Origin of the sequence: Sinorhizobium numidicum, from assembly GCF_029892045.1 — a bacterium.
GTDB lineage: Bacteria > Pseudomonadota > Alphaproteobacteria > Rhizobiales > Rhizobiaceae > Sinorhizobium > Sinorhizobium numidicum.
Genome location: NZ_CP120367.1, coordinates 1 through 21,818 on the forward strand (window position 1 = coordinate 1; position 21,818 = coordinate 21,818).

The 21,818-nt window shown below is 60.3% G+C and carries 21 protein-coding genes and 1 pseudogene; 11 read left to right on the top strand and 11 right to left on the bottom strand.

The features are described from left to right. Positions 1-48: 48 nt before the first annotated feature. On the top strand, positions 49-1,722 hold the full coding sequence (locus tag PYH37_RS00005) for a tetratricopeptide repeat protein (protein WP_280731448.1): 1,674 nt from the start codon (positions 49-51) through the stop codon (positions 1,720-1,722). Between the two features lie 683 nt (positions 1,723-2,405). On the opposite strand, the gene PYH37_RS00015 is transcribed toward PYH37_RS00005, so the two are convergent. Continuing rightward, on the bottom strand, positions 2,406-2,576 hold the full coding sequence (locus PYH37_RS00015; protein ID WP_280731449.1) for a hypothetical protein: 171 nt from the start codon (positions 2,574-2,576) through the stop codon (positions 2,406-2,408). A gap of 189 nt (positions 2,577-2,765) precedes the next feature. On the opposite strand from PYH37_RS00015, the gene PYH37_RS00020 reads away from it, so the two are divergent. The 4 genes from PYH37_RS00020 (at position 2,766) to PYH37_RS00035 (ending at position 4,832) form a co-directional block, all read left to right on the top strand. Continuing rightward, positions 2,766-3,203: a curlin gene (locus PYH37_RS00020; RefSeq protein WP_280731450.1), complete on the top strand. Its 438-nt coding sequence runs from the start codon at positions 2,766-2,768 to the stop codon at positions 3,201-3,203. A 56-nt stretch (positions 3,204-3,259) separates the two neighbouring features. Beyond that, positions 3,260-3,664, top strand: a complete 405-nt coding sequence (gene csgH, locus PYH37_RS00025) for a curli-like amyloid fiber formation chaperone CsgH (protein WP_280731451.1) — start codon at positions 3,260-3,262, stop codon at positions 3,662-3,664. 37 nt (positions 3,665-3,701) lie between these two features. Beyond that, positions 3,702-4,115 carry a curlin gene (locus PYH37_RS00030; protein ID WP_280731452.1) on the top strand — a complete coding sequence of 138 codons (414 nt, stop codon included), beginning with the start codon at positions 3,702-3,704 and terminating at the stop codon, positions 4,113-4,115. A gap of 336 nt (positions 4,116-4,451) precedes the next feature. Continuing rightward, entirely contained in the window at positions 4,452-4,832 is a 381-nt protein-coding gene (locus tag PYH37_RS00035) for a hypothetical protein (protein ID WP_280731453.1), read from the top strand. A 292-nt stretch (positions 4,833-5,124) separates the two neighbouring features. Here the strand turns inward: PYH37_RS00035 and PYH37_RS00040 are convergent, their stop codons facing one another. From PYH37_RS00040 to PYH37_RS00070, 7 genes and pseudogenes are all read right to left on the bottom strand, one after another. Beyond that, positions 5,125-6,384, bottom strand: coding sequence for an extracellular catalytic domain type 1 short-chain-length polyhydroxyalkanoate depolymerase (locus PYH37_RS00040; RefSeq protein ID WP_280731454.1), 1,260 nt, complete (start codon positions 6,382-6,384; stop codon positions 5,125-5,127). 30 nt (positions 6,385-6,414) lie between these two features. Next, complete coding sequence (locus PYH37_RS00045) at positions 6,415-6,834, bottom strand: CopG family transcriptional regulator (RefSeq protein WP_280731455.1); 420 nt, start codon at positions 6,832-6,834, stop codon at positions 6,415-6,417. 432 nt (positions 6,835-7,266) lie between these two features. After that, entirely contained in the window at positions 7,267-8,289 is a 1,023-nt protein-coding gene (locus PYH37_RS00050; protein WP_280731456.1) for an IS110 family RNA-guided transposase, read from the bottom strand. Between the two features lie 123 nt (positions 8,290-8,412). After that, positions 8,413-11,247, bottom strand: a complete 2,835-nt coding sequence (locus PYH37_RS00055; protein WP_280731457.1) for an AMP-binding protein — start codon at positions 11,245-11,247, stop codon at positions 8,413-8,415. 499 nt (positions 11,248-11,746) lie between these two features. Next, positions 11,747-12,065 (bottom strand): annotated as a pseudogene (locus PYH37_RS00060) (DUF1476 domain-containing protein). Between the two features lie 230 nt (positions 12,066-12,295). Then, a complete protein-coding gene (locus PYH37_RS00065; protein ID WP_280731458.1) occupies positions 12,296-12,418 on the bottom strand; it encodes a hypothetical protein in 123 nt (40 codons plus the stop codon). After that, complete coding sequence (locus tag PYH37_RS00070) at positions 12,394-12,909, bottom strand: hypothetical protein (RefSeq protein ID WP_280731459.1); 516 nt, start codon at positions 12,907-12,909, stop codon at positions 12,394-12,396. Before PYH37_RS00070 ends, PYH37_RS00065 begins: the two co-directional genes overlap by 25 nt. 113 nt (positions 12,910-13,022) lie before the next feature. Between PYH37_RS00070 and PYH37_RS32300 the strand changes: the two genes are divergently transcribed. From PYH37_RS32300 to PYH37_RS00085, 4 genes are all read left to right on the top strand, one after another. After that, a complete protein-coding gene (locus PYH37_RS32300) occupies positions 13,023-14,108 on the top strand; it encodes a recombinase family protein (RefSeq protein ID WP_425336058.1) in 1,086 nt (361 codons plus the stop codon). Next, positions 14,071-14,595: a hypothetical protein gene (locus PYH37_RS32305; protein ID WP_425336059.1), complete on the top strand. Its 525-nt coding sequence runs from the start codon at positions 14,071-14,073 to the stop codon at positions 14,593-14,595. Before PYH37_RS32300 ends, PYH37_RS32305 begins: the two co-directional genes overlap by 38 nt. Then, entirely contained in the window at positions 14,592-15,488 is an 897-nt protein-coding gene (locus PYH37_RS00080) for a plasmid partitioning protein RepB C-terminal domain-containing protein (RefSeq protein WP_342394627.1), read from the top strand. The genes PYH37_RS32305 and PYH37_RS00080 overlap by 4 nt, the downstream gene beginning before the upstream one ends. Before the next feature lie 456 nt (positions 15,489-15,944). Continuing rightward, positions 15,945-16,598, top strand: coding sequence for a TerC family protein (locus PYH37_RS00085; protein ID WP_280732480.1), 654 nt, complete (start codon positions 15,945-15,947; stop codon positions 16,596-16,598). A 664-nt stretch (positions 16,599-17,262) separates the two neighbouring features. Here PYH37_RS00085 and PYH37_RS00090 read toward each other — a convergent pair. Continuing rightward, a complete protein-coding gene (locus PYH37_RS00090) occupies positions 17,263-17,481 on the bottom strand; it encodes a hypothetical protein (protein WP_280731460.1) in 219 nt (72 codons plus the stop codon). 36 nt (positions 17,482-17,517) lie between these two features. Between PYH37_RS00090 and PYH37_RS00095 the strand changes: the two genes are divergently transcribed. Then, positions 17,518-18,798: a GMC oxidoreductase gene (locus tag PYH37_RS00095; protein WP_280731461.1), complete on the top strand. Its 1,281-nt coding sequence runs from the start codon at positions 17,518-17,520 to the stop codon at positions 18,796-18,798. A gap of 307 nt (positions 18,799-19,105) precedes the next feature. On the opposite strand, the gene PYH37_RS00100 is transcribed toward PYH37_RS00095, so the two are convergent. Continuing rightward, positions 19,106-19,468 carry a hypothetical protein gene (locus tag PYH37_RS00100; protein WP_280731462.1) on the bottom strand — a complete coding sequence of 121 codons (363 nt, stop codon included), beginning with the start codon at positions 19,466-19,468 and terminating at the stop codon, positions 19,106-19,108. A gap of 244 nt (positions 19,469-19,712) precedes the next feature. Then, positions 19,713-19,964, bottom strand: coding sequence for a TFIIB-type zinc ribbon-containing protein (locus PYH37_RS00105; protein ID WP_280731463.1), 252 nt, complete (start codon positions 19,962-19,964; stop codon positions 19,713-19,715). Positions 19,965-20,368: 404 nt separating this feature from the next. On the opposite strand from PYH37_RS00105, the gene PYH37_RS00110 reads away from it, so the two are divergent. Beyond that, positions 20,369-21,214 carry an extensin-like domain-containing protein gene (locus tag PYH37_RS00110; RefSeq protein WP_280731464.1) on the top strand — a complete coding sequence of 282 codons (846 nt, stop codon included), beginning with the start codon at positions 20,369-20,371 and terminating at the stop codon, positions 21,212-21,214. Positions 21,215-21,818: the final 604 nt, after the last annotated feature.

The following is a 21,818-nucleotide window of genomic DNA, read 5'->3' on the forward strand; positions in this document are numbered from 1 at the left end:
ATGCATTCCAAGAGAAATGTCTCTCTAGGCGTGTTGGCAGGGTCATTGATGTTCGCCACCTCGCTGCTCGCCGTGACCGCCTCCGCGCATGAAAAGCCCAAGACTGAGCTGTTCAAGCCCGGCGCGAGCCATGCCGCAGCCAGCGGCGATCGGGCGGATGCCGGTCGCCCGCCGCTCTATGAAGGGCTCGGCAGCCTCACCATGCCGGTCACGACGAAGAGCAAGGCGGCTCAAGCCTATTTCGACCAGGGCCTGCGGCTCACCTGGGGTTTCAACCATGCCGAGGCTCGGCGCTCCTTCAAGGAGGCGCAGCGGCTCGACCCGGAATGCGCGATGTGCTTCTGGGGCGAGGCCTTCGTGCTCGGGCCCAACATCAACGACGCCATGCACGACGAAGCCGTGGCCCCCGCCCGCAAAGCCGTGCAGCGCGCCGAAGCTCTGAAGACCGGCGTAAGTGGCAAGGAACGAGCGCTTATCGAGGCGCTGACCGAGCGCTACAGCGCCAGTCCCACAGGGAATCGAGCGCCGCTAGATAAAGCTTGGGCAGAAGCTATGGGTAAAGTGGCTAAGACGTATCCGAACGATGCAAACATTCTTGTCTTCCATGCCGATGCGCTAATGAACCTGCAGCCATGGGATTATTGGGAGGCCGACGGGCTGACACCCAAAGGGCATGGAGGTGAGATCGTCGCCGCGCTGGAGCGCGCGCTTGAAATCGACCCGAAGCATCCTGCAGCGGCCCACCTTTACATCCATGCCGTCGAGGCCTCCGCCGATCCATCGCGGGCGGAGGCGGTGGCCGATCGCTTGCGCGGCTCCATGCCGGCTGCAGGTCATCTCGTCCACATGCCCGCGCACATCTATGCGCGGATCGGCCGCCACGCCGACTCCATTGCGGTCAACCGCGATGCCATCGCGGCGGATGAAGCCTTCCTGGCACAAACAGGCGAAGCGGCGAGTGCGCTTTATCGCTTCGGCTATTACCCGCACAATGTCCACTACCTGATGCTCTCGGCGCAGATGGCGGGCGTGCGGGAGGACGTTATCGCCTCAGCGGAAAAACTCGCCAAGATTACCTCGGACGACGTCTCGCGGGAGCTGGCGTGGGTGCAGGCCATCAAGGCCGCACCTTTTAGCGCACATGCCCAGTTCAGCGACCCGGACACCATTCTGGCGCTAGAAAACCCAGGCGACCGCTTCCCCTTCGTCAAAGGCTACTGGCATTACGCGCGCGGTGTTGCTTTCGCCTTCAAGGGCGATCTGGGAGCCGCCGCGTCCGAGGCCAAAGCAATCGAGCAACTTATCGACAAAGCGGACATGAGGGGCCTTGAGGAACAGTATCTTCCTGCGAGGAGCGTGCTCGGTATCGCTAAGTATGTCGTCGAAGCTCGCATTGCACAGGCCAAGCGCGACTATACCGAGGCGGAACGTCAGCTGAACGAAGCGATCCGCGTGCAGGACGGGATCTCGTATATGGAGCCGCCATACTGGTACTATCCCGTGCGTCAGCCGCTCGGCGCCGTCCTCCTCCAGCAAGGTCGCGCTGAGGAAGCGATCGCCGCGTTCGAAGAGGCGCTTCAAGAAACGCCGCGCAACGGCTGGGCGTTATGGGGACTGCTCAACGCGCAGATCGCGGCCAACCGAGATCCCGCCGACATCAAGGCGGCATTCGCCCAAGCTTGGCTCGGCGGTGAGGCGCTGCTCACTCTCGACCGTCTCTAAGGTATGACAGGCCGTTCATGCGCCGGCCGGCATACCGGCTGGTCGCATTGGCAGAGCAACTGCAAGCTTTTCAAAGATTTTCTGGGCCGAATGTGCGAAAATGAGCAACCTGCAAACAGAGGCGGCGGCAGAATGTCATTTTCTCAATCGTTGAATGCCGGGGCGCCTGCGGCGAAGGTTCGCGTCGGGTGGCAAACAACCCGGTAGCCGCGGTCGTGGCCGCGCCTTATGCATTTGAGGGAGCGCTACGCTTCCGCCCCGGTGCAAGACCTCGACAGGGTAGCGGGTGAACTCTCGCCCTAGAACCTCAATGAGCACCCGCGGCTCGATCATTCGGGTCAGCCGCCAGGGAGATGTTCTCGTTCTGTGTTCAAAAAGTCGCATAATGTATCAACGGGAACTGCTCGTCGAATCTGGCACTGGGAGAGGCGCCGTCCGGTCGGACGGGAGAACGAGCGTCCACATTTGGCTGTGTCAGTCCTCCGGTCTCTGAAACTGCGGTGACCACCCGCGCGAGATTCCTCGACTCATGAACTGCTCGGCAAGCGCAAGCTGTTCGCGCAGATACTTGCAGTCGAGCAACAGTGTAGCGATCGTTGCCCGCGGATCTTCATCGTGCTAGGCGAGCGCTGCCTCGACCTCCCAATCGAGGTCGGCGCGGTCTGGCTTTCTCAGTGGTGAGCTCATTGCAATTTCAGGCTCAGCTGAATGCCACGGCTTGGCATTGGTAACGGTTTGGAGATGTCGATGCGCCCAAACACCTCCTTGCGCCGCTCTGCCTCGCGCTCTCTTTTTGCACGTAAAGCCGCGACGATCGAGTGAGCGCGCTCAATTACTTCTTCTGCATGGGTCATGAGAATCTCCGTCGATGTTCTCATTTTGTTCTCATTGGCGGACGCCGTCAAGGCCTGTCCAGAGCGGTGGGCCATCGTCGAGCGTCACCTGAACCCCAACTGAACGGCGTCTTCAGCATCGGTTCGAACGGCATGGCCTAAAAGGAAGCCGTTCAACCCGCGGCCCCGTCCGCCAATGGAGACGCTGTCATGATCCGCAATTCCTTCATCGCAACCGCTCTTGTCGCTCTTGCCGGTATTGCTGCCGCTGCTCCTGCGTCGGCCAACGATGTGCGCATCGAGCAATATGGCTGGTCGAATTCGGCCGGCGGCGCGCAGAACGGCTACAGAAACCGCATTCGGGTCCATCAGAACGGGCGCTTCAACACGGTCATCGGTCAGCAAAGCGGCCGCCGCAACGTTGCAGCCATCGGTCAGGAAGGCAATCGCAACCATGGCGCCACCCATCAGACCGGCAACCGCAATGCGGCTGGCATAGGTCAGTTCGGCTCCAACCATACCGCGATCCTGACTCAGGACGGCAATGGCAACATCGCTGCCGGCGTGCAGGTGGGCCGCGGCTGCGATGCCAATGTCAGCCAGGGCGGCCGCGGCAATGTCGCCGCCTTTGTGCAGGCCTGCCAGTGATCGACGGCATCGGCCGGTTGGTCGTGCAAAGGTGGCGAACGCAAGGGAAACGAGCCATGCACCGCATCGTCAATCATCCTCGCCGCGTCATGACGGCACTCGCTTTGGTTCTAGCCCCGGCCGCCACCTTGGCGGCCATGGGCGCGGCGGACCAGGCCACCGGTCCGGTGCGCTGCGAAATCCGAGCCGCACCGCAGGGCAGCAGCATGCTGGCGCTGGAGGCACTTGTCCATGCCGACGGGAGCGTGAGCGGCAGCTATTCCTTCCATGTCGAAAGCGTCGGCACGGCGGGCGGGACCAATATCGAACAGGCCGGTGCCTTCGATGCGTCGCCCAGTCGGCCTGCCGTGCTCGGCGCCGTCGCGCTCAGTGCAAAGGGCGCCTATGACGCCACGCTCGAAGTGACGGTCGGCGGTGAGCATGTCCGCTGCACCGAACGCGTCGGCGGCGGTCGCATTTAGGCTTGACCATTGGCAAAGGGCCAAGGAGTGGGATCAGATGATCCGCGATATGTTCAAGACCCTTGTCGCCGCGCTTCTTGTGGGCGCCATCAGTCTGCCGGTGTTCTCGGCAGCGGCCCATGCCGGAGGCTCGGTCTCGGTGACCTACGCCCCGGCGGGAAGGGAAGACGCCGGTGCCCTGGCGGCGGGCCTGCGCGTCTATTCATTGTATCGCGGCTGGCGGAGCGCCAGCATCCGTCAGTCGGGAGATGGCAATGCCGCCGCCATTGACCAGACCGGTCGCGGCGTTCTCGGCATCATCCGACAAAGGGGGAAAGGGCATTCCGCCACCTTGAAGCAGAACGGCAACGATAACGCCTATGGCCTTTTCCAGTTCGGCAGAGGCACCGCCGCCAACATCGAGCAGAACGGCCAGGGCAGCAGCGGCATCACCTTCAGTTATGGCTGGTGATCGCTGGAGGACGGAAAGCAGCGGTCGGGCATAACAACAGGTGCTACAGCGCCGTGCGTCCTTCAGGACGCACAAAGGACGATACTTTCCGAAAATCGATTCCGATTTTCGGCCGGATGCGTTAGCCAACTGTGCGACCTCGTCGATCTGGCTCTTCCGGTGCCAAACTGGGTCGCTAAGCCTTGCGGACGAGCGGTCCGCCGAAGCCACAGAACTGATCCAACCTTAGTATGAAGATTGCCGAGATCACACCGGCGGTCGTGTTCGCGAGAAACCAGGAATATTAAGGCGCGGGCGCCGTTTAGAGCCACTGCGTTCGTGCATTGGGAGGTGACAGTGAGAAAGCACTCCCGCGAGATATCGCCTGAGGTGCGCGCGGCTATCAGCGCGTTTCTCAGCGCATGTCAGAAAGAAGCCCGGCCGCTTGCGACCTCTGAAGCCCTTGGCGCAGTCCGGCGCCTTTTTCCTGATCTGGATATCTCGGATACCCACCTCATGGATGCCATCATCAGCGAAGCATCGTTGGCGGGTTTCGACGTAGTCACCCCAGATCATAAGTCCGCGGCGCGGATGAGGGATTCACTTGAAGAATGGGATAATGAAGGCGGCGCAGTCGAGAAACCGGCGCGCAGCGAAACGCGCGACGGGAGTGGCAATGACTCGGACGGCACAAGGCGGCGGGCAAAAGCCACCAAGGACCGGAATGAGCTGCTCTAGCACGGCTCTAGCAAGTGCCCATTCAGGGTTGAACGATCCACATATCGGGGTCGCTATCGCGTCAAAGGGTGTTTCGCGGACAGGTCGTTCCGAATCGTGGTCGTTGCAACGGCTAATGTTCCATAGGTGGTCACCAGTTCCGTCCTGCACGTCGCCGTGAGGCGCCTGATGTTTGCGGATCGAAGGCCGATCGATGGGACCGCTTTCATCGAGGCCTTTTGACCGCGGCAATATCTCGCGCCGTGCGGACAGCGCACCCGCATAGGTGCATTCGTCAGGCCGCCGATTGCCCTCATTCCTGCTCATCGAGGAAGAACCGCACCATTTGGGAACAGGCATCCGGACCATGCGGATCTGTATACGATCCAGCGGAATGGCCGCCGGACCAGGCATGGCCAGCACCGTCCACCAACCAATATTCGACCGCCGGCCTTCCCGCGGTGTCCACGACAATGGTTCTTGCATAGGTCCGGCTGGGGGATCGGCCGGATTCCTTCCGGACGGTCCATCCCGCGCCAGTTGGCGTTGCCGCCGCGACGATTCGATCCGCATTGGAGGGATGTACCGTCCGATCCGCACTTCCTTGAAAGACGATCGTCCGGAGCCGGTGCCCATTGGCGAGCCGCCTCGGGCTGGATGCAAGTCCGCCATCGCCACGCATCGCGGAGAAAGCTGACACGACGTCGTTGGCCGACCCGTAGGCCAGGCCGGAATGGATCCCCGCGGCTGAATAGAGATCGGGATAGGTCTCGCCCATGACCGCCGCCATTGCGCCCCCTGCCGACAGGCCTGCCACGAAGACTCGGCCGCGATCGAGGCCGAATTCCGACATGATCTCGATGGTGATTCCCGCAATGATCGAGGGTTCCCCCTCGTCGCGCATCTGGTCGGCGGGCCTGAACCAGTTCCAGCAGGACGACGCATTGTTAGCTCCGCTTTGACGGGGATAGGCAATCACCAGGCCGTGCGTCTCGGCGACCGCATTCATGCCGGTTCCTGCCGCAAAGTCTTCGGGATCCTGCTTGCAGCCATGAAGCATGATAACAAGGCCGCGCGGCCGATCGGGTGCGGACGCGGGAACGTAGAGCCTGTAGCTTCGCGAGCCCGCGGGGCAGGTGAAGGATCGCGCCAGGAACTGTGCCCCATCCGGCACGAAGGGCTGGGGGACCTGTTTGGCGGTTCCCGGCAGGCCGACGCCGTGTAGCTGCCCGAGAACGCCGGACGCCAACCGACTCTCGCGCAAGATCCGTACCGTTTCTCCCAAGGATTTCCGCAACCTTCGCGACGCGGTGCCATCGCCAACCTTTTCGGCGGACTCTTCAGCCTCAGGCTTTGCCGATGGCTCGATGACCTCCGCATCCGGATCGACCGGAAAGGGGGTGGAACGCTGAATTGGCGGCGGTGGTGTGATGTCCGGATTTGTCGAGGTGCGAGTATCGGAGGCCGGGCGGCCGGCCAGTGCATCCTGGATCACGCGTGTCGCCTCGGCGAGGTTCAGGGCGCGCGTGGACCGTACGGCACGGCGCATGGCCGTGGCAAAATCGTCATTCATGGACTTGTCCTTGTTGGTCAGGCCGCAGTTCTATCGGATACGTTCGGCCAGCGCTGATTTCAGCTCGGTGCTGGCCTGGAGCGCGCCGAGCACGGTGATGGATTCAATTGTCGCCAGAGCAAGTTCCGGTGTGACGTCGGGTGCGATGCGGGCAAGCCCGACCACCTTGATGTGAAGTCTTTCGCCGGCCGCCTTCAGCGATTCCAGATCGGCTCTGCTGTAGTCGCGCAAACCCAACTCGAGCGTGTGCCGAACGATCGACTGCTTGACGGCCTCGGCCTCGGCTGCAAGCTGGTTGCGGATCGCTGTTCGGATGAAGTCGGTGCGATTGGAATAGAATCCTTCCTGCACGAGAAGGTCGATGCGACCAAGATCGACGTAGCCGAGGTTGATGGTGATTTTCTCAGAATCGCCACCCTTCTCGCGGAGCTTGTGAATATTATCGGCCATCGGCATTCTCCATCCGTGTGGATGGTATATGGATGGCAAAGGCGCAGTTTTCAAGAGGGGTGCCAACGTTGCTGTCGCTTGGCAGTTAAATGTGAGAATGCGGCTGTTTCAGCCAGGTTGGCATTTAAATATGAGAATCCGAGCAGCAAGGTTCTCATGTGTGGAGCGGCCGTTTGTTGCAAGAGAGAAAATCTGTGATGCCGCTCTGGTCGGGTGCAAGCCATGTGTCCGGCCTTCGCAAGGCGGCGCATATGGCCGCAGGCCCTGATGAAGTCCGCGGATCGGGTTCCAATCAAATTAGCGCGCTCGATGCGCCTTGAGAATCTCGGATTTGTCCAATCCCCGGTTCGACCGGTTTGCCATCACATCTCATCAGCCCTCGCTACCTACCGTCCAGCGTTCCTATTCGAGTTTGCTAAACGGAAGATTCGATTATGCAGCACCAACGTGAGCGGTATAGGCTTGGTTGCGCGCCAGCAATGCCCAGGCAATACGCGCTGTCTTGTTGGCCAGGGCCACCGAGACCAGCCGGGCCGGCTTGCGGGTGAGCAGCTTGGCCGCCCAATTTTTGCTGGCACTGTCCTGCCGTGCTCGACGGATCACCGCCGTGGCGCCGATAACAAGCAGGCGCCGAATATAGCTATCGCCCTGTTTGCTGATGCCGACAAGTTTCTCCTTGCCGCCACTGCTATGCGAGCGCGGCGTTAGACCAAGCCACGCCGCGAAGGAGCGGCCCGAGGAAAACAGTGTTGCATCTGGTGCCGCCGCCACAATAGCGCTTGCCGTGATCGGCCCGATGCCGGGGATGACAGCCAGCCGCCGGCTTGCCGCATTATTCCGATGCCAGGCTAAAATCTGCGTTTCGATCTTGTCGATTTCGCTGGCCACGATGCGCATTTGTTTGATCAATCCATGCAGCGCCTTGCGCGCCAATGTGGGCAGGCTGTCTTGCATCGCATGAAAAGCCTCGATCGCCGCTTTCACGCCGGCGGCCCCTTGCGCGGCGATGATGCCGAACTCAGCGAGATGTCCGCGCAGAGCGTTGATCAACATGGTGCGCTGGCGCACCAACAGGTCGCGGGTTTTATGCAGCATCAGGACGCCTTGCTGTTCCATGCTCTTCACCGCGACGAAACGCATGGTCGGTCGTGTCACTGCCTCGCAGATCGCCTCCGCATCAGCCGCATCGGTCTTGCCGCGCTTGACGTAGGCTTTCACGTAGGCTGGTGGCATCAGCCGAACCGTGTGGCCGAGCTTGCCCAATTCACGGCCCCAATGATGAGCCGTCGCACACGCCTCGATGCCGATGAGGCAGGGGTGAAGGCTCGCGAAGAATTTCATCACCTCGCCGCGGCGCAATGGCTTACGGACGACTACCTTGCGGCATGCGTCGATGCCGTGAACCTGGAAGATATTCTTGGCAAGGTCGAGTCCGATTGTAACAATCTGGTTCATGGAGTGGCTCCTTTCCCATGTTTCTCACAACAGCGATGCTAGACGCCGTCGGGAGGCCGCTCCACCCCATCAAATTAAGTGTCACGTCAACCATTTGAAATCATTGGTACCGTAGTCTCATAATTAAATGGCAAGCGACATCGGCTTTACCATCTCGCCGACGTCCGGTTCGCCGCAGCGCGCCAGTATCGCCTCGCGCGCTGCGTCGCGAAGGCGCAGCACCGACGCAAAATTGGTTCCGGACGGGACGACGGCCTCAGCGATCTCGATCGCGACCGACGTCCACCGCGGAAACCATTGGTTTCCCCGCAGCATGGACCGCGTTCCGCGGATGATGCCGGGCAATACCGGCAGGTCGGCATCAGCCGCGACCCTGAAAGCCCCGAGATAGAAGGCAAAGAGCCCTGGTCTTCGCGTGAACGTACCTTCGGGGAAGAACACGAGAATGCGTCCCTGCCGGGCGGCCCTGGTCAGAGACTCGGCGTCAGTGAGGCTGCCCGCAACGTCGTAGCGCTCGACGAACGGCGAGCCCAATTTACGCAAGAACGGGCCGGCGAAAATCTGCCCGGCAAATTCCCGCTTGGCAACGAAAGCGGGTTCTCCCGGGAGAACGGCAGCCAGCACTACGGCGTCCATGTAGCTCGAATGGTTGAACACGAGCATCGCGTTGCGGCGAGGAATGCGCTCAATACCGCTCGCCGTGATGGTCACGCCGACGACGGCGAGCGCCGCACGGGCGATCATTCTCGCCGCGGTCCAACGCCAAGTGAGTTGCGGCAGGACCATTACCGTCAGCCATGCCAGCAGGAAGCCGCAACCTATGACGGTCCACCACCATCCGGCATAAAGAACGTCGGCGACAACCCGGCGCAGGCGCCTCGTTTGCGGGCCCACTCCCGCAAGTGACAGCCGCAAGACTTGCCACCAGAGCGATCGTTGAGGCGCTCCGATTGTCCCGCTCTCGTAAAGCTGCTTTGCCGCGCTGCGGCGAATCTTTCCGCTGGATGTCTTCGGCACGGTTCGCGGTGGCGCAAGGACCATATCGTCGGGAGGTGTCCCGGCGATATCCGTTGCGACCTCGCGAGCGCGCTCTTGCAACCGTTCCCGCGCGGTTTCGTTGGTCTCGCGCGTTTCTGCCACGACCACCACACGCTCCGTTCCCGTGGATTTTTCGGTGGCGCCGAACACGACGACGCCTCCCTTGCGCACGCCGGGAATGCCCGCCACGGCCTCTTCGATGTCTTGCGGGTATATCTGGCGCCCGGCGCGGATGATGATGTCCTTTGCCCGGCCAGTGATATAGACATCGCCATTCGCGATGTAGGCCCTGTCTCCGCTATCGAGCCAACCATCGCAGAAGAGCGCGCGCGTCTTGGCGTCGTCCCGGAAATAGCCGGAGGTCGCCGACGGGCCGCGAAATTCGAGCCGACCCTCTTGGCGTTCGCCAGGCTCAAAGCCGGCGCCATCGACGATGCGGATTTCATGACCTGGCAGCGGATATCCGCAGGCGACGATTTCGAGCGGCTTCGGATCGCCGGGGCCGGCGGGCATGGCCGCGCCGCGGTTGGTCAGCGCAGTGCGATCCACACGATCGATGACCGGCGAGCGGCCCGGCGGAGGGAAGGCCAGCCCCACTGTGCTCTCGGCCAGGCCGTAGACCGGCGCCATGGCGCCCGGTTTGAAGCCATAACGCTCAAAGTTCTCAACGAACCGATGTAGCGTCTGGGCACTGACCGGCTCCGCCCCGTTTGCGACCATGCGAAGCGAGCTTAGATCGAGTCCTGCGAGATCGGCGTCGGTTGTCTTGTTGAGGCAGAACTCAAACCCGAAGTTCGGAGAAGCGGACAAGGTGGCGCGAAAGCGGTGCATTGCCCAAAGCCAGCTGTCCGGGCGCACGAGAAAGCTCATTGGCGACATCACGTAGAGCGGCGCGCCAAAATGAAGACATCCCAACCACGCGCCGATCAGGCCCATGTCATGATAGAGCGGCAGCCAGCTGACAAAGACGTCGGTCGAGTTCGCCTGCATCACCGCGCCCATGGCCCGTACATTGGCAAGCAGGTTGGCGTGGCTGAGCACGACGCCTTTCGGATCTCCGGTGCTGCCTGATGTGTATTGTATCAGCGCGGTCGAGCGCGCGTCCGTGACCGGCGGAAGCCGTATCGTTGGAGGCTCGGTGCTGAGACTTGCAACGCTCTCGACGCTGCTGAGGCTTTCGACCTGCCCCCGCAGTAGCGTCGCAGGGGCCCTTCCTTCCGCCGTGATGACGAGCATGCGGGCACCGGCATTACGCAGAATGCCGGCTTGGCGACGCAGATGGTCCTCAATCCGCGAGAGCCGCATCGGCGGATAGATCGGCACCGCCACGGCTTGAGCGTGGAGAATGCCAAAGAATGCGGAGAAGAAATCCAGGCTCGTGGGCAGCATCAAAGCGACACGGTCGCCCGGCTCGACATCGTGCCGGATCAAGCCGGCCGCGACGGCGCGAGCCGCTTCCGCCAGTTCCGCATAGGTCATGGTTCCCAATGCCGTTGTGTCGTCCTGGAGGATCGTCAGGTGCAGGCGGTCGGGATGCTGTGCCACGTGCCAGTCGAGAACCTCGACGAGCGTCTTCGCCTCGGCAGCGGCGGGAACGGGAGCGAGGGAGGAGGTTGCCTGCGCCAAGTCGGGCTTGCCTGGCCGGACGCCGGCGTGTTCGAGGGCATTGATCAAATCGCCGATCGTATCCGCCTCGCCAACAATTTGGGCGGGTAACCGCACCCGGAACGCCCGTTCGATCCTGAGGATCAGCTCCGTCCGGCCAAGGCTGTCGATGCCGAGCTCCCCTTCGATCCGGCTCGACGGCGAGATCTCGACCGGGTCTGCGCGTTGGGGCTGAACCTCGCGCACGAAGTCGCGCACAATGGCGATCAGGTCGCCCTCGCGTGATTTCCTGTCATCGGTCGTCGTGCGAATCATCTTCGCACCCGTTTCACAACGCCTTGTTCGACATCTATGCCGCCGTGCTGAGTAAAGCCCAGTTCCGGCGGGCAGTTGCGGTGGCGCGAAAGCCTGCCCTTGGCTGGTCAGTGGCTCGACCCACCTTGAGCCAAAATCTCCTCACCGATCTGCCTCCGACGGTGACGGAACTACAAGGCTCAAAGCAACTCATACGCATAGGCAATCACGATTACCCCCACGATCACGACTGCCACTCGGTACCAGAGACCCCTACCGTAAAGATCCATCGTCGCCTCCCGTGTTGATTACCGGGCGGATTTTTAGAGACCTCGAGTATATTCCAGAATGACCGATTTACCCACTGGTAGGGAGAGAGTGGGATGGATAACGGCCCCGAGAAGCGCGAAGGGATTGTCCGCTGACCCGAGGGGCTCCGTGGGTCCCGAGGCCGACACCACCGAGATCCGACAGAAAACTGCCCTTCCTTCGGCAGCCTTCCGTCAGAACTCAGCGGCATTCACGCGTTCTTGATCTGGTCGACGGCGATCGCCAGCAGTTCGTCATAACGCCGCGAATCTGATGGTCGGTCTGTGTGACGCCAGCTGCGTCCAAATCGGCGCGTACCTTGCGGAAGACGTCGTCGTCCCCTGCTTCCTCGAAATCCGCGCGCACCACTTCATTCGCATAGGCGTCGGTATCCGCGCCGGTTTTGCCGAGTTTTTCAGCGGCCCATAGCCGAAAAGCTTGTTGCGGCGCGCCATGGCCTTGAACTTCGATTCCTCGTCCATCGCGAATTTCTTTTCGAAGCCTTCTTGGCGGTCTCTCATGCTGCTCATGATTGGCCCCTCGGTTCAGGGTGCAGGTTCCGACCTTCATCCGACATCCGCCAGATAACCGTCTAGACTTAGATCCGTCGAAGCCCAGAGTGGCGCGAACGGGCGTCATTGGCAAGATCGGACCGCTGACGCACGTGATCGATCAGGGGCATTCTGACGCGTTCAGTCTTCGTTCAGCTTAGCGTTATCCGTCGGGGATCTAACGCTACGCCCTCAGTTTGTCCGCGTCGTTAATCGACAGGTCCTCGGTACCTACCTTTTCGGCGTGAACCAATATATTCCAGCAATCTGGCGCGCTGAAGGCCTTGGATATCCCGCCGCGCGGTCTTCAGGCTGACCTGCCAGACGCGCATAATCTCCTTGGCACCACATCGGTCACCTTCAACAACACGCTCGAGAAACCAGTGCTGCCGCTCATTGAGCTCCACGGGTCACGGTCAGGGCCATCTTTAGGGTCACTATCCCACGCATCCCTTGCCAGCGCGCCGAATGCTGCTTCCCCAGCAGCATAGGCTTCCGTGGCAACGGCACGGGTGATGCGATCGCCCGCAGTCGACAATGGATTGGAAGCCGGGCTCTCGGTCAAGCCCAGAACAAAGGCGCGGATAACCGGCGAGGAGACCACAAGGCGCAGGAAAAACAATGTATGTGGAGCATGTTGTGCTGACAGCCAGTGTTTTGCCGTGCGCTCGCTCGCGTTTGTCTGTCTTATCAATTGTTTGATAGCCCGGTGACTGTCGCCGTGCTCTTTGCGCAGCAAATCGGCAATGGTCCTGGCGAATATATCTCGCCCACCCAGAACGCCTTCCCATACCGGCAGCGTCCTGCCCTTTTTCGGCAACATCTTCCGCTCCGTCATCAGTTAAACTTGCGCTGATGGAAAGCGGCATGTGTCTGTCGCGCGCTGCTGAGGTCGTTTGCCCGGAGCACTGCAGCGAGGACGAGAAAGGGCGAAGCTTGGCAAACCGGGAAACCTACGGGAGTGAACCGTCGCCGCAGCCGGCGCTTCCTGTTCGCGCTGCCGAGTACGTCCGCATGTCGACCGATCATCAGAAATATTCCACGGAAAACCAATCCGACGCGATCCGACACTATGCAGAAGCACGCGGAATCGAGATCGTCCGGACCTATGCCGATGCGGGCAAGAGCGGCCTCAAGATCGAGGGGCGCGCCGCACTCCGGCAACTGATCGAGGACGTGCAGGTCGGCAATACAGACTTCACCATCGTCCTTGTCTACGACGTCAGCCGATGGGGACGGTTTCAGGATGCTGATGAAAGCGCCTATTACGAATATATCTGCCGGCGTGCGGGTATCGCGGTTCAGTATTGCGCCGAACAGTTCGAGAACGACGGCAGTCCGGTGTCTACGATCGTCAAAGGCGTCAAGCGGGCGATGGCCGGCGAATACAGCCGCGAGCTATCGGCGAAGGTCTTCGCCGGACAGGGCCGGCTGATCGAGAGGGGCTACCGTCAAGGCGGACCTGCCGGCTTTGGCCTGCGGCGAACCCTCATCGATGAACACGGTGCGATCAAAGCGGTCCTGCAGCGCGGCGAGCACAAGAGCATCCAAACAGACCGCGTCATTCTGACACCAGGGCCGATCGAAGAAGTGAAGCTGGTCCGGGAGGTCTACAAGACGTTCGTCCATTATGGGCAGAGCGAGATCCAGATTGCGGCTGACCTGAACTCCCGAGGCTTCTTGACCGATCTTGGCCGCCCTTGGACGCGGGGAACAGTCCATCAGATCCTGATCAACGAGAAATATGCCGGCGACAATGTCTGGAACCGCCGCTCGTTCAAGCTGAAGAAAAAGCGTGTCCGGAACGAACCCGACATGTGGATCAGGGCGGAGGGAGCTTTTGAGGCCGTCGTTGAGCGCGAGCTTTTCGAGGCGGCAAGAACAATCATCAATGCACGGTCGTTCCGCCTCAGCGATGAAGAAATGCTGCAGTCCTTGCGGGATCTCCTCCAGGCGAAGGGGATGCTGTCGGGCATTGTTATCGATGAGTGTGCCGGCATGCCGTCACAGCAGCGCCTATAGCGCCCGTTTCGGGAGCCTGCTGAAAGCCTATCATCTCGTGGGCTTCAGCCCTGATCGCGACTACCGCTATGTCGGCATCAACCGGGAGCTCCGCAGATTGCACCCCGGCGTGCTCAGCGAAATTCTGGACAGTTTGCGCGCCACCGGCAGTGAGGCTTGGCAGGATCTGCAAACCGATCGGGTGATCGTCAATCAGGAATTCACGCTGTCGGTGGTCGTCGCCCGCTGCCTTCAGACGTCGACAGGGCTCCTGCGCTGGAAGCTCCGCTTCGACACGTCGCTTGCTCCTGACATCACGGTCGTGGTGCGTATGGATGCGGCCAACCGGGCGCCGTTTGACTATTATCTGTTCCCGCGGATCGACATATTTTCCGAGAAGCTACGGCTGGCGGAGGACAATGCTCTGTGCCTTGATGCCTACCGTTTCGACGATCTCGCGCTTCTCTATGAAATCGCCACACCCGTTCCCCTGCCGGAGGCCGCATGATGCCTGCCCTTCCAAATCGGATCGAGATGATCCCGATCTCAAGAATTACGGTTCTGAACCCACGTGCTCGGAACAAGCGGCAGCATCGGGACATCGTCAACAATATCGAAGCCATTGGTCTCAAACGTCCCATCACGGTGAGCCGCCACGACGGGCCAGGAGGTCCGCGTTATGATTTGGTCTGCGGAGAAGGCCGTCTTGAGGCGTTCCAGATGCTCGGACAGAGTGAGATTCCTGCGGTCGTTAGTGAAGCCAGCGAGGACAAATGCCTCGTGATGAGTCTCGTGGAGAACATAGCGCGGCGTACGCCGCGGCCCATCGACCTGATGCGGGAGATTGGCGCCTTGCGGGCGCGGGGATACACCGACGCCGCCATTGCCGAGAAAATTGGCGTCGGCTCGTCCTGGGTCAGTATGATCGCTAGTCTCCTCGAAAGAGGCGAGGAGCGCCTCGTTGCCGCTGTGGAGACCAGCCTCATCCCGATCACGCTCGCTATGGAGATTTCCCGGGCGGAAACGGAGGAGGCGCAGAACCTGCTTCTCGACGCTTACGAGGCGGGTCAGCTTCGCGGGAAGAAGCTTGCTGCGGTCAGGCGGATGCTCGACATCCGTATGCGCGCGCAGGGCAAGGGTCTGCCGGCAGGACGTCTCGGGCGGAAAGGCACTGGTCGCCGGATGACGGCTCATGACCTAATGCAGGTCTATCAGCGCGAGGCGGAAAGGCAGCGACTTCTGGTCAAGAAGTCGGATTTCACGCAGACGCGACTTCTGTTCATCGTGGAGGCGCTGAAGGACCTGCTCGCTGACGAAGGGTTTCTCAACTTGCTGCGTAGCCGAGGGGCTGGCCACCATGCCAAGGGCGCTCGTCGCACGGATTTCCGGAGGCCGAAATGAATGATGGGCGGAAAGAAGACACCGATGGGGATGGGCGAATCCACCTCGCTTTCGACCGTGACATACGGACCATCCCCATTTCCGCGATCGTTCCCCTGACCTCCTGGCCGCCATCAACCGCTTCCTTACAGAGCACAACCAACAACCCAAGCCCTTCACTTGGGCCGCCGATCCCGACAAAATCATCGCTGCCGTCAAACGTGGGCACCACGTGCTAGAGAAAAGCTCAATGGCTCTGGTCATGTAGCCCCTAGCGTCTTTGTTCAGCTTGCCCGTTAGCTCTATTGTGGGCGGTGCTCGGTGCATTATAGATGGGCAGTAACTTGTGTCAGTGACTTCGATGGGGTCGCCGATCTTATCGTCAAACCGGCTATGTTAGGGCTCGTCAAAGCCGACCGCGACGGGCTGGATCGTTCCATCGCATTCAGGCCCTCCCGACCATAAAGGCGAATGCCAATGACCGAATTTCTTACGGCGGAAGCCCTTTCCGCGTTTCTCCAGGTCATCATGATCGATCTTGTCCTCGCTGGGGACAACGCGATTGTCATTGGATTGGCGGCCGCTGGCCTGCCCAAAGAACAGCGCAACACGGCCATCCTTGTGGGCATCGCGGCTGCCACCGTGCTTCGCATCGGGTTTGCGGCGATTACGACCCAGCTCTTGCAGGTCATCGGGCTGCTTCTCGCCGGCGGCATCCTCCTACTTTGGGTCTGCTGGAAGATGTGGCGGGAATTGCGCGCTGGCCAGCACGGCGATGTCGACGCCCACGAAGCTTTGGAAGATCGCGATATCGACAGCGATGGAAGGGTCGCTGGAAATGCGCCGCGCAAGACTTTTGCACAAGCGGCGTCGCAGATCGTGATTGCCGACGTATCGATGTCTCTTGACAACGTGCTGGCGGTGGCAGGCGCTGCCCGCGAACACCCCGGCGTGCTCGTCTTTGGGTTGGCATTGTCGATCGCTCTCATGGGTGTAGCTGCTGGCTTTATTGCTCGGCTGCTACAGCACTACCGCTGGATTGCCTATGTCGGCCTTGCGGTCATCCTGTATGTTGCGATGGAGATGATTTACCGAGGCGTTCACGAGATTGTCGCGTATGCAGCCATATAGTCTTTGGCCTCGCCTTCGGGCGTATTTGATAGACTTAGTCAGCTGAGTTCCGCGTGTCGTCCTCGATTATGACACACCCTCTTTTCGAGCCTCTAGGAGCTCTATGAAGCGATTGGCCGTCTTCGCCAAGGCTTCCTGTTTGGCAAACGCCGTAGCGATCGGCGTGTCTTTCCTCTGCCGTGGTTGGCCATTCTCGACGGAGAGGCGGAAAGTGCTTGCCTTCAGAGCTCGATCGAACCAAGCCGCCGCTGCCACCTCGTCATCACGGGCTAAGGCGTTATTGAAGAGCGCGATCGCGGCACCTTCTAAACTCTCTACCTGCCTCAGGGGTCGGCGCCTTGGGCAATCGTTGTGGTTTGCCTCATTTCGCGCGCGACGGCTAGCAGCTCACGGAGATGTTCGCGGTGGCGAGACCGCATTATTGTGGCCTCTCGGCCGCTAAAACGACGAAGAATGTAACGCTTCCGACATCAGGTTCCGCTCGCTACCAAGGACTCGCCCTTGACACCCTACTTTTTTAGGGGTTCCTTATTTGCTGCAGTGCAACAACGTGATCTGTATGCCGTAGGGAGCCAATAACATGATTGCCGGCAACGAAAACACCGATCTGCCTGTCGCGGATGTGTGCGTCATCGGCGCCGGACCCGTTGGCCTAGCCCTCGCTCTAAAATGCGAGAAGCTCGGACTGAGCGTAGTCCTTCTCGAGGCCGGCGCTCTGGATGGTCCCTCGACCGCGGACGAGACCTTTGCCCATGTCGAATTCACCAATGCGAATCACGCAGCGGTCACCGCCGCGACGCGGCGCGGCGTCGGCGGGACGTCTGCGCTTTGGGGTGGTCGGTGCGTTGCATTCGATGACATCGATTTTGCCGAACGGGCGCATGTTCCATACTCGGGATGGCCGATAACGCATACTGAATTGCGCGACTACTACGCCGAAGCCTTCACGTTCCTGAATTGTGGGGACTACGTCACCCATCTCGACGGAAACGACATTCGGGGTCACGACGTTCAGGCGTCCACTATCGAACGTTGGAGCACTCGGCCCGCTCTCGGCCCTTTGTACAAGGCCCATCTTTGTGCCTCCAAGCGGATTGCTGTACTCACAGAGGCAACCGTTGTGGGAATCGATCTGGACCCGGCGGGTTTGCGCACCGACTGTGTCAAGGTCTATCTCCACGGGAGAATGAGAGAGGTTCGGGCAAGATCCTATGTTCTTGCCGGCGGCGGACTTGAGAATGGACGGTTGCTTCTGGCCACCCAACGTAACTGGCCACGGAAGTTCGGCGGACCGGAGGGGGCGCTCGGTCGTTTCTATCAAGGGCATCTCACAGGCTATATAGCGATCGTCGAGTTTCAAAACAGGCAGGTAGAGAAAAGCCTTTCGTTTCAGAAGGATAGGGGTGGTACTCATTTCCGCCGGAGGCTGCAGATCAGCGCCGGTGCGCAGCAGGAAAATGCGTTGCTTAATTCGGCCTTCTGGCTGGACGGGCTTTCGATCGCCGATGCCACCCATGGCTCGGGCGCGTTTTCCGCGCTCTATCTGCCGCTCGCTTTTTCGGGGGTCTACAGGATTTTATCGAAGGGTCTGGCACCGAAGGCAAAGTTTGACGGTCAGCATTACCGCGGCCATTTGCAGAATATGCGCAGTGATCCGGCTCTCTTTCAGGATATCGTGAGATGCACAGGCAATCTCATCGACAGCCGTTTGCGCGGGCGAAGAACAGTGCCAAATCCGAAGGGCCGATATGTGCTGCGGTACCATGCAGAGCAAACGCCAATTCCCGAGAGCCGTGTGCGGCTCAGCGAAAGCCAGTCGAACTCACTCCTGCCAGCGCTCAAAGTGGATTACCTTGTCAATGACAAAGACGTCGCGTCAGTTTTGCGTTCTCATCAATTTCTCGATCGCTGGCTCAGTGAAAACGCCATCGGGAAGCTGCATTATCTGCACGATGCAAACAGGCGCGACGATGCCGTATTTCGTCAAGCATTCGACGGCTATCACCAGATCGGCCTGGCGCGAATGTCTGCCAGCCCGCGCGATGGCGTCGTCAACACCGACTGCCGCCTGCACGATGTAACCAATCTCTATGTCGCCGGCAGTGCGGTCTTCCCAACCGGCGGCCAAGCCAACCCCACGTTGCCGGCCGTCGCTCTGGCACTAAGGCTCGGCACACACCTTGCGACCGTGCGCGGGTGAACGGGTGATCTGCATTGGCCGTATTCCGCCTACGGCCCCACGGTCGCCATCCTCGATCGCATCCAAGAAAAATCAGCAATCTCTGGCGCTTTGCCTCGCCGAAGGGCATGTTGGTGGTGAGGACGTGTCATCTTGGCAGAGGGAGGAACGCCGATGCGCTGCTTTAAGGTACTTGGTCCTTCGCAGATCGGAAAATCTACGCTTGTGGGAAAGTTGGGCTCGCTTGAAGGCGAGCCAAAAAATCAGTCTCTCCATTTGGTTTGAGCCTCAGTGAATTCGAATTCGGCGGAGACGCCGCCGGCAAAATTCAGACAGTTACGTCCAAAGAGCCGTGCTCGATCGTTGCGCCTTCTTCACGGCGTCCCTTTATGAGCTCAATGAAGCGATTGGCCACCTTTGCCACGGCATCCTGCTTGGCAAACGCCACGGCTATCGGGGCGTTTATCTTCTGTCGCGGTCGCGCGTTATCGACAGACAGTCGGAATGTGCTTGCCTTTATGATTCGATCGAACCAAGCCGCTGCCGCCGCTTCGTTGTTGCGGGCCAGCGCGTCATTGAAAAGCTTGATGGCGGCCGCTTCTAACCCTTCAACTTGGGCTAGGAGGTCGGTGCTTTGGGCTAGTGTATTTGCTCGCCTCAGCTCGCTCGCCACGGCAAGCAGCTGGTGCACGTGCTTTTGGTAGCGTGAAAGCGAGGATCGGGACAAGCCGTACTGGCCCGCTATGGCTCAAATGGGCACCCCGGCAGCGAGCTTACCGTCGATTTCCGACCGTGAGGCAGGCGGTCAATCACAAGACGGTCCAACGCCTAATGGTCGAGATCGCTCGCACCTCTACGCGCACAGCTTTACGGACAGCGCCGCGTCCTCAAGGGGCCGCACTGGTGGAATGCCGGACCCGTCGGCGACGGGAGCCTCAAAAGTCGAAAATGTCTCCGAGCAAGCCACCTTTTTTCTTCTTATAGGACTGGGAGGAGTGCGTGCTCCCGTATCGCTCCTGTTCCCTCTGCGGCTCTCGGTACGGCGCGGGCTCACCACTAGCGCGTTCGATGATTTTGTCTAGCTCGCCGCGGTCCAGCCAAACGCCTCGGCACTTCGGGCAGTAGTCGATCTCGATTCCCTGGCGATCACTCATCACCAACTCGGACTGATCAATCGGACATTTCATCGTTAATTCCTTTAGATGTTAAGGATTGAATATGGGGCTCCAACCACCACACACAAGAGCACTACCCAACCTTGGCGATTTCAAGTTTTGTGGATGAGCATTTTTTCTTAGGGGGTGGTGCTCTCTCGCGCGCTGGCGCCCGCACGCGAGGGAAAAATCGCGAGCGGATCTAACGGGTTCGCTCTAAGGAATTATCTTATGGATAGCCGGTCGTGCACAATTCTTCGAGCTCGTTGATGGAGAGCTTTTCGAGACCGAGTGGCGGCAGCAGGCGACCAGGCGGCGGGCGCTATCCCCTCATCTCCGTGACAACCGGCCCTCTCCGCAGTTTGAGCACATTTTGAACCAGTATTGCCTTCGGTGCGTTTCGCCATTTCCACCGCCAGGGAATGGGAGGGATCTGAATGCGCGCTGCCGGAATGATTCTGCTGTCGGCCCTGGTGCTTTCCGGGGTGACACTTCCGAAGAAGGGGCCCCTGCCAGAGGCGAGGCCCACCATCCAAGGCGACCAGCCGACGCCAACGCCGAAACCCTTGGCTCCACGCGCGGCTGATGATCAAGCGACCGGTCAGGGAAAGACCGGTACACGAACTGAGCGAGACCTGGCCCCGGACTGGAAAGACGATGCTCTGGACGCCTTGCCAGAGGCAAAAGAGACGGTAGTCGAGATCAAGAAAGAGGACCCGGAAGCATATGCCTCTTGCCTCTCCGCACTCAAATCGCTGGGTAGCGCTTTTGCCGAGGCCTCCCGAATCGATGATGGTAAGGGCTGCGGTATCGACAAGCCAATCGATGTGACAGAGGTCCTCCCCGGAGTTTCGCTGAAATCGCATGGAAAGATGCGCTGCGAGACCGCATTGGCGCTCGCCCGATGGACTAAGGAGTCGGTGCTTCCCGCCGTGCAAACGGCTTTCGGAGCGAACGCGCGCGTTACGGCACTGAACCAGGCTTCTACCTATGTCTGTCGTCCGAGGAACAATGAGACCACAGGAGAGATGTCGGAGCACGCACGCGGCAATGCCGTAGATATCGCGTCCTTCACTTTCGGAGACGGCAAGACCATCGAGATTCAGCCGCGCGACGAGGACGGCACTCTTCCCGCAGTAGGTGTCGCATGGTCGTCATACGAGGCCCATCGCACAGTTGCACCGAAAAGTCATCGCTGCATTGGTCAACTTATGCGCGCCGCCCACCGGGCGCTCATCCGCAGGGATGAGCCAGGCCCCTCCGTCAGCAGCCGCGCCCCTTGAAATTACTCGCGCCGCTCCTAACTCTTATCACTGGCGACGTTCGAAGCGGTTCCCTTGGATGGAACAGGGCGAGAGCCCAAGCTAAATAGAGATACGTCGCAATCGGAGCTGCAGTGGGCACCCTCTGCAGCTCTGTTCGTCTCTGAAGGGACGGTTGCCGGGCTCGGAATAACAAATGAACTCGATGTATCGAGCATGCGGCCTGCAGGCGGAAAATCGAGGGACTGTTTGCGCGCACCTGTTCACCAGAGCCGCATTGCAGGGGCATAATTAGGTCGCACAGGTCTATACTGCTAGCCAGGATGAGGCGCTACCTTGCTAAGATCGGCGCCGTGCGGCGAGCCAGCGCAAGTGCACGGACGAGTCCGCCGCATGGTGTTCTGCGACACAACCTGCATAATGCTGCCAACGCACGATAAGTTCAGCCAGTTCACGTTCAATCGTGTCCCACGCAGCAAGGGCGTCACTTAATACCAGCGTCCTCGACCATACCAGCCGCCACCTAACAGAAGGATGATAAGAACAATAATCAGAAGCGTGGTGAGATCCATCTTGGCCTCCTGGAGTACCCGTCTCTGCACGGCGGTTCTTTGTTGTACTCAGA

Bases quoted from the DNA above. Each gene is read 5' to 3' on its own strand.
- PYH37_RS00005 (WP_280731448.1), top strand. From the start codon at position 49: ATGTTCGCCACCTCGCTGCTCGCCGTGACCGCCTCCGCGCATGAAAAG.
- PYH37_RS00015 (WP_280731449.1), bottom strand. From the start codon at position 2,576: ATGACCCATGCAGAAGAAGTAATTGAGCGCGCTCACTCGATCGTCGCG.
- PYH37_RS00020 (WP_280731450.1), top strand. From the start codon at position 2,766: ATGATCCGCAATTCCTTCATCGCAACCGCTCTTGTCGCTCTTGCCGGT.
- csgH (WP_280731451.1), top strand. From the start codon at position 3,260: ATGCACCGCATCGTCAATCATCCTCGCCGCGTCATGACGGCACTCGCT.
- PYH37_RS00030 (WP_280731452.1), top strand. From the start codon at position 3,702: ATGATCCGCGATATGTTCAAGACCCTTGTCGCCGCGCTTCTTGTGGGC.
- PYH37_RS00040 (WP_280731454.1), bottom strand. From the start codon at position 6,384: ATGAATGACGATTTTGCCACGGCCATGCGCCGTGCCGTACGGTCCACG.
- PYH37_RS00045 (WP_280731455.1), bottom strand. From the start codon at position 6,834: ATGGCCGATAATATTCACAAGCTCCGCGAGAAGGGTGGCGATTCTGAG.
- PYH37_RS00050 (WP_280731456.1), bottom strand. From the start codon at position 8,289: ATGAACCAGATTGTTACAATCGGACTCGACCTTGCCAAGAATATCTTC.
- PYH37_RS00055 (WP_280731457.1), bottom strand. From the start codon at position 11,247: ATGATTCGCACGACGACCGATGACAGGAAATCACGCGAGGGCGACCTG.
- PYH37_RS00065 (WP_280731458.1), bottom strand. From the start codon at position 12,418: ATGCGCGTCTGGCAGGTCAGCCTGAAGACCGCGCGGCGGGATATCCAA.
- PYH37_RS00070 (WP_280731459.1), bottom strand. From the start codon at position 12,909: ATGTTGCCGAAAAAGGGCAGGACGCTGCCGGTATGGGAAGGCGTTCTG.
- PYH37_RS32305 (WP_425336059.1), top strand. From the start codon at position 14,071: ATGAGTGTGCCGGCATGCCGTCACAGCAGCGCCTATAGCGCCCGTTTC.
- PYH37_RS00080 (WP_342394627.1), top strand. From the start codon at position 14,592: ATGATGCCTGCCCTTCCAAATCGGATCGAGATGATCCCGATCTCAAGA.
- PYH37_RS00085 (WP_280732480.1), top strand. From the start codon at position 15,945: ATGACCGAATTTCTTACGGCGGAAGCCCTTTCCGCGTTTCTCCAGGTC.
- PYH37_RS00090 (WP_280731460.1), bottom strand. From the start codon at position 17,481: ATGCGCCCGTTCGGCAAAATCGATGTCATCGAATGCAACGCACCGACC.
- PYH37_RS00105 (WP_280731463.1), bottom strand. From the start codon at position 19,964: ATGAAATGTCCGATTGATCAGTCCGAGTTGGTGATGAGTGATCGCCAG.
- PYH37_RS00110 (WP_280731464.1), top strand. From the start codon at position 20,369: ATGCGCGCTGCCGGAATGATTCTGCTGTCGGCCCTGGTGCTTTCCGGG.